Genomic DNA, 6,093 nt, shown 5'->3' with positions numbered 1-6,093 from the left:
CTGCACCAGTATGGCCGGCACTTCCAAGTCATCCTCAAGACCGGTGGCGGGATAGCCGACTTTGACGTTGGCACAAACGGATTCCAGCTGGGCAATCAACGCTGCCAGAATCCGGCTTTCAGGAATAGGCTCGTCCATCAGCCGCCCTCAATATTGAACGCAAAGTTGAGCTCCTGCTGAAGCAAGGTCGTGAACCGTTCAAGCAAGTGGGATTCCAATGCGGACAACAGATCACCGGCATGCTCATAAATAGACAACACCTGCTTCTCAATAGGGAGCCCCATCCACATCACCTTGCCGGAACGTTGGGAGATCTGCTTTCGGTGCTGCCAGTGGGGTGCCCGCTTGAACACCATCGCATGGTTACTGTTGACCGGCTGCAACAAAAATGCGCCCTGCCAGAACCGGCGCCCGACTCTGACGCCTGACCGGGTTTGTCGGGGATTACCCAGGTAATGGGCAGGAATAGCGGAGAGCCCCACCCAGATCACTACCTGATAGCCGTTATTGCCATGCCGGCCCGGCGGTTCCAGCGTGACCTTCACCCGACCGAGGTTCTTGAGCAATGCCTGGCTCACGGATACCCGACGGCTAAGTTCACGCAACACCTGCCGTTCGGAAAAGCGTGAGAGTTTGGTCATGGTTCGCCGGATAGCCTGACTGACTTTTTCCGGTGAGCTCTTAAACTCTGCCGTTAACCGGTTCAGTGTCTCATCCAGTTCAATGGTCAGCTGCATGGAGGTTCCAGGTGGTCAGATAGCCGTCGTCTTTGAGACTGCGATCCACAAGCCAGCTTTCAGTACCCGAACTGAGCTGATCGCCTCTTTCCAGCCGAACTTGTCGATCTATTGCCACAGTAGTCATGGACTGCATGACCGCCTCAAAACTACCGACAGGTTTCACATTGCGCGACAGGATGCCAGTGACTGGATCGCTGGTGCCATCCTTGTAAATGACCGTCAGGGGTTGACCCAGCGATGCCAGCACCGTTTCTGTCATGACAGCAAAAGCGTCCGTCATGACATCTTGCAGCGGATCACCGCCCGGGGTTTCAGGCAGATGGGCAGCGGGTTGGACTGGGTATGGATCTGGACGCCCTTGTCGAAGTCCATCACCCGCTGTTTGGCATAGCGCGGCAGTCCGATGGTGTTGACCGTTTCCACAAAGTCCGCCGGGGCAAACCAGGTGCGGAAGATACCGGTGCCTTCCGGGATAACATAAGCTTCGTTGGACGGAATAAAGGGAATGCCGTCGACCTGCCCACGGTATTCCTCCCAGAAAATATCCCCGAAGTTAAAGCCACCTTTCGGATCATTCCTGAGCAGCGCACTGTCCTGGTAGCGATGGTAGGCATCCTTGACGTAATCATGGGCAACCAGAGCATCGTAGAAGTCCGCACCACAAAAGCCCCGCAAGCCGGTGTAAGGCTGAGCTCCCAGAGCGTCGTCTACCTTGCGGCGGAGTTTGACGCACTGGATACGGACGTCAGTGGTCGCATCGCTGAACTTGTAGGTATGGGTCTGCTGGGTAACACCAAACTCATGGAACAGGTCGTAAATGACTGAGCTGCCGTCAGAGTCCAGAATCTGTCCCTTCAGAGCACCCAGCCGCAGATGCTCCAGGGTCACCTCATGGTTGGCGTTCATGTCACCGAGACGCTGATTCACTACGGTCCGCACTCCTTCGAGAGCAGACTCAGAACCGAAGGCGCGAACATTGCGCACCTCATCGGCCAGGATGGTGGAATCGTAGGGAATGTGAGGAATCACAAAACTGCGCACCTGTCGCTTACCGCCCCGGGCCTGCAGGGCTGGCGCTCCCCGCTGACTGGTAGGCAACAGGTGCAGTTCACCATTCTTTGACTCTACCATGGCCGAAGTGGTGTTGATCCCGGATTCGATAAAGATTCCCAACGAACTGATACGTCCGGGCTTGTAGGGCTGGTTGTTGATAGTGGCCGTCAGGCTGGTCAAGCTGAAGGCGTCATCATTGAAGATATCCAGTAAGCTCATACGGGTTCTCCTTCCCGGACAAAGATATTCAGTGGCTTCAACTGCTCGATGCCGGCATTGATCTGCTCTTCACTGAGGTCCTGCCAGAGCAGCAGGGTGCCATCCACTTCCGCCAACCGGGCAATCAGCACCCCTTCCCCGGGCTCATCACCGGTATCGACACGGTCCAGCAGAACGCCGCCTGCCGTGGCAAAGGCATCCGCCGCCGCGGCATCCAGCGCCAGGTACTGATCAGTAGCCGCATCCATGTAGACGACTGTCCCTGGCAGCAATGTCTGGTTAGGTGCCAGCACCACCTTCTCGCGGCTGATACTGTTGTTTCCTTCGGATACAAGAAACTCTCCGGTATGCACCGGTTCGGTCATCACAGGCATGGGCTGAGTCCTTTCAGGCAGGGGATGTCTGGTTCTGGTTACGATGGCGATAGACGGCTGCGGTATCAATCAATGGTTTGATGGTGTTCTGCTGCTGATCCGGTGTCAGGGTATTGTTCACCATGGCATCACTGGCCGTCAGCTTATCAAACAATGATGCCCTCACTTCATCCACGGTATTGGCTGACTGGATAAAATCAGCGGCCAGGTCTGGGGCATGAGCCGCAGCGCAAAGAGACTTGATGTTCTCGCAGTCCTGGAGCTTTTGTCTGACCTGTTCCGGATTTAACTGGTCACGAATACAACGCTCTGCCAGCTCCGGGTAACCGGCCTGATTGCAAAGCCGTACAATGGACAGCACAACAGCATCACCAGCGCCTTCCTGTTCGACCTTCACGGGTTTGGGAACAGGCTTTGCCGCCGGAGGCTCCATTGCGATGGGCGGTGCATGATTAAACAGGGACAGATCAAACGACGCCGCCAGTTTGACCGGCTTATCAATACTGTCGATCAGTCCTTTTTCCTTGGCCTCAGCAGCGGTAAACCAGGTTTCCTCTGCCATCAGTGCTTCGATGTCAGACACCGGCAGGCCGCTGCGTTCACTGTAAGTCATGGCAATACTGTCCCGGGCCTTGTCCAGCATGCCCGCGGTACGACGGAGATCATCCGCTTCACCACTGACCCAGCCAAAGGGGTTATGGATCATAAAGAGCGCATTTTCAGCCATCTGCACCGTGTCGCCGGCCATGGCAATGACACTGGCGATACTGGCCGCCAGCCCTTCAATCCGTACCGTGATATTGGCCGGGTGATAACGCAAGGCGTTGTAGATGGCGATACCATCAAACACGCTGCCACCGGGACTGTTGATACGCACCGTAATGTCATGACTGTCGAGAGTTTTCAGGCTATCAACCAGCTGCCGGGCAGAAAGTCCCGCCCAGTCACCGATCACGTCATAGATCATCAACTCGGCAGCGCCGGACTGGTTTTTAAGGGTGTACCAGGGCTTATTGGTTCGACTCATCGGCGGGTTCTTCCTTGACTGATTCGGATGATGGTTGTTCTGGCTGCGTTGTTTCGGATTGCCGGGCATCGCTGTCATATTGCAACGCCTGCGCATCCGCACGACGGTTATCCGCGGCAATTTCCGCATCAACCTGTTCGCTGTCATACCCCTGCTCGGAGACCACTTCCGAGCGTGACTTGAAGCCATTGCGTACCGCCAGCGCCTGGGCCTGCATGTCCTGTACCGGATGGATGTAGGCCCAGCCATGGGGTATCCATTTCACCCGGCGGTAGTCGTTGGGCTTGTTGTGGTAATTCGGGGCGTTAATAGCGCCAGAGAGAACTGCCAGCTCCAGCCAGCGATTCCAGACAGGGCGACACAGCTGGAACACGAGCTGGTTGTGTTGCAACTGTTGAATACGACGGCGAAACTCATTGAGCACCACCCGTAATGCCCGGTCACTGACGCCTTTCATATCACCGGACAAGAGTTCAAAAGGAAGTCCGATTCCGGCAGACACTGCCATCAGCTGCTGCCGGATAAAATCGGGATAATCACTGGCCGCTCCTGGCGGCGTGTTAAAGACTATTTCTTCTCCGGGTGATAGCTCCTGCATGGTGCCCGGTTCCATTCCCACCATGGGTACACCCTGCAGATCGTAAACAATGGGTCGTCCTGTCAGCGGATCGACCCGCTCCTGTTCTGGCGCCGGTTTGGTGATAAAGCCGGTGAAGAGATTGGCGATCTCCTGCCTGAGCAGGGTGGCGTCATCAAACTTGTCCAGGTGGTGCATCCGCAACAGCACCTGAGACAGCACCGGCTGGCCCCGTAGCTGTCCTGGCCTTAACGGCTCATAGAGATGCAGCACCTCTTCTGCCGGAATCCGACGGAGATTCGCTGTATCCAGAATGGTGTAATCGTGGGGATGGGCCTTGTGCATCCAGTAGGCCACCCGGCGCCCCAGTTTATCCAGTTCTATGCCGGCCCGGATGGCATGGCCGTTTTTGAGATCATCGTTGTAGTCCCAAGGGACAAACTCCGCTTCCAGCAGTTGCAGCTGCAGCGGTACCGACAAGCCATCTTCTGGTCGTCGGGGCCGGAGACGGATAAAACACTCACCCGCTTCGAGCATGGCCCTGGCGGCAAGGCTTTGTTGACCATAGAAATCCAGCTGACCGTCTGCATCGGACTCATCGGTCCAGTCCAGAAACAGCTGCTGTAAATCCCTTCGAACACTGTCGTCTGCGGCCTCCGACTTGGGTTTAATGCCAGTGCCAACAATATTCGATACCAGTTTATCTAACCCACTCGCCGCCCAGGGATCATTGCGGATAGCCGCCCGACTGCGATTAATCAGGGTACCCAGGTTGCTGGTTAAGGCATTATTGGGACCGGATTGCGGTGCACTCCATCCCAGGCTGCGACGACCACGACCTGCCGAGGTGTAAGTTTGGTTATGGATTCCATTCAATAACCAACCGGCCACCCGCTGCCGCAACCCCATCAAAGCCCCCGAGTAATGTAAATGCAATACTGCTTCGGTCGTTTGGATTGCTTCGCCAGTTCCCGCTCTATGGCGTGCAGACGTCGCTCCATTTCGCTGAAGCTGGCGTATTCCACCTTGCGTCCCTCAAACTCCACCGTGCGGGTATCACGAAGCAGTACGGCCCGCTTGAGTGCGTCGTATTCGTCCTGACTGATCATGGCATTATCCGTTGAGGTAGCTGCTACGACTGATGCGGCGTGGCCGGTTTTCCAGAGAGGGTGCTGGCGTTTCCAGCTCTTCCTCGTAGGTTTCCGGCACAGGCCGGTTGAGCGCCAGCTGTTCCAGATCCAGCCCCCGATGTTGTTGCAGTATCCTGACGGCTGTCAGGGCATAGACCCGGCAATCCAGTGCTTCGTTACGACGCTTTTTGGCATCCCACTCAAAATGGGCGACGCCATGTTTGTATTTGCGGATCTTTTCTTCTGCGGTTGCCTGTTTGAAGTAGTCTTCATCGAAGCAGTCTTTGACCGGCCAGTGACAATAGCCGGCACCGGGTTCCTGGATTCGATAGCGTTGGTAGATCAGTTCTTTGGCTGTGTCCGTTCCCACCAACGTAAGATAAACCCCCTTACGGTTACGGGTCTTCGGAAAGGTCGCTATGGCCTTACCCGACTGCGATGCACCCTTGACCGGTATCAGCCAGTCAATGCCCAGCTTGCGGCTGAACGCGTAGACTTCATCGGTGAAATGGCCACCGGAGTCCATGCATACCTGGGCCAGATTCATCAGGACGCCATCTTGCCTGCGATAAGACTGCCGCAGTTTTTCGGCCAGTATCTGCCAGATCACGGGACGGCTCAGATCGCCGTAAAGACGGACATAATCCACGGACCAGCTTTCCTCACCGGCGCCCCAACCAACGACTTCAAACTCCACCCGGTCATCCTGCACATCCACGCCCGCGGTTAACACTTCGACAAACCAGGGCACGGGGGCCGGATAATGTTCACGACGCTGGTACAGCAGTTCATGGTCGACCGTTTCACCCGCTTCCTGCCAAGTTTCTCCCAGTACGGTATTGGTCCAATCCTTTAGCAGCACCGGGTCGTCTTTGGCCGCCAGAAAATCCGCCACCGCATCCCGCCAGCTATACCAGCCGTTGGGACTGTAGAGGGAACTCAGGTGATAGCCGCGTGTTTTAGTGTTGGCCTC

8 protein-coding genes are annotated in these 6,093 nt (G+C 56.2%); all 8 read right to left on the bottom strand.

The window, feature by feature from the left end; all coding sequences use genetic code 11:
• Positions 1 to 137 precede the first annotated feature (137 nt).
• Complete coding sequence (locus ABD892_RS12060) at positions 138 to 737, bottom strand: hypothetical protein (protein WP_345195949.1); 600 nt, start codon at positions 735 to 737, stop codon at positions 138 to 140.
• Positions 721 to 1,020, bottom strand: coding sequence for a hypothetical protein (locus ABD892_RS12055; protein WP_345195948.1), 300 nt, complete (start codon positions 1,018 to 1,020; stop codon positions 721 to 723). Before ABD892_RS12055 ends, ABD892_RS12060 begins: the two co-directional genes overlap by 17 nt.
• The gene (locus ABD892_RS12050; RefSeq protein ID WP_345195946.1) at positions 1,017 to 2,012 is read right to left on the bottom strand and encodes a major capsid protein; all 996 of its coding nucleotides are present in this window, start codon (positions 2,010 to 2,012) and stop codon (positions 1,017 to 1,019) included. The genes ABD892_RS12055 and ABD892_RS12050 overlap by 4 nt, the downstream gene beginning before the upstream one ends.
• Positions 2,009 to 2,386 carry a head decoration protein gene (locus ABD892_RS12045; RefSeq protein ID WP_345194420.1) on the bottom strand — a complete coding sequence of 126 codons (378 nt, stop codon included), beginning with the start codon at positions 2,384 to 2,386 and terminating at the stop codon, positions 2,009 to 2,011. Before ABD892_RS12045 ends, ABD892_RS12050 begins: the two co-directional genes overlap by 4 nt.
• Positions 2,387 to 2,399: 13 nt before the next feature.
• On the bottom strand, positions 2,400 to 3,413 hold the full coding sequence (locus ABD892_RS12040; RefSeq protein ID WP_345195945.1) for a head maturation protease, ClpP-related: 1,014 nt from the start codon (positions 3,411 to 3,413) through the stop codon (positions 2,400 to 2,402).
• Complete coding sequence (locus tag ABD892_RS12035; protein ID WP_345195943.1) at positions 3,397 to 4,899, bottom strand: phage portal protein; 1,503 nt, start codon at positions 4,897 to 4,899, stop codon at positions 3,397 to 3,399. Before ABD892_RS12035 ends, ABD892_RS12040 begins: the two co-directional genes overlap by 17 nt.
• Complete coding sequence (locus tag ABD892_RS12030; protein WP_345195942.1) at positions 4,899 to 5,099, bottom strand: phage head-tail joining protein; 201 nt, start codon at positions 5,097 to 5,099, stop codon at positions 4,899 to 4,901. Before ABD892_RS12030 ends, ABD892_RS12035 begins: the two co-directional genes overlap by 1 nt.
• A 4-nt stretch (positions 5,100 to 5,103) precedes the next feature.
• A partial coding sequence (locus ABD892_RS12025; RefSeq protein WP_345195940.1) for a terminase gpA endonuclease subunit occupies positions 5,104 to 6,093 on the bottom strand: 990 nt, incomplete at its 5' end.

The organism is Kistimonas scapharcae (assembly GCF_039540975.1).
In the GTDB taxonomy this organism is placed as follows: domain Bacteria; phylum Pseudomonadota; class Gammaproteobacteria; order Pseudomonadales; family Endozoicomonadaceae; genus Kistimonas; species Kistimonas scapharcae.
This window is presented reverse-complemented; position numbering and strand designations above follow the sequence as displayed.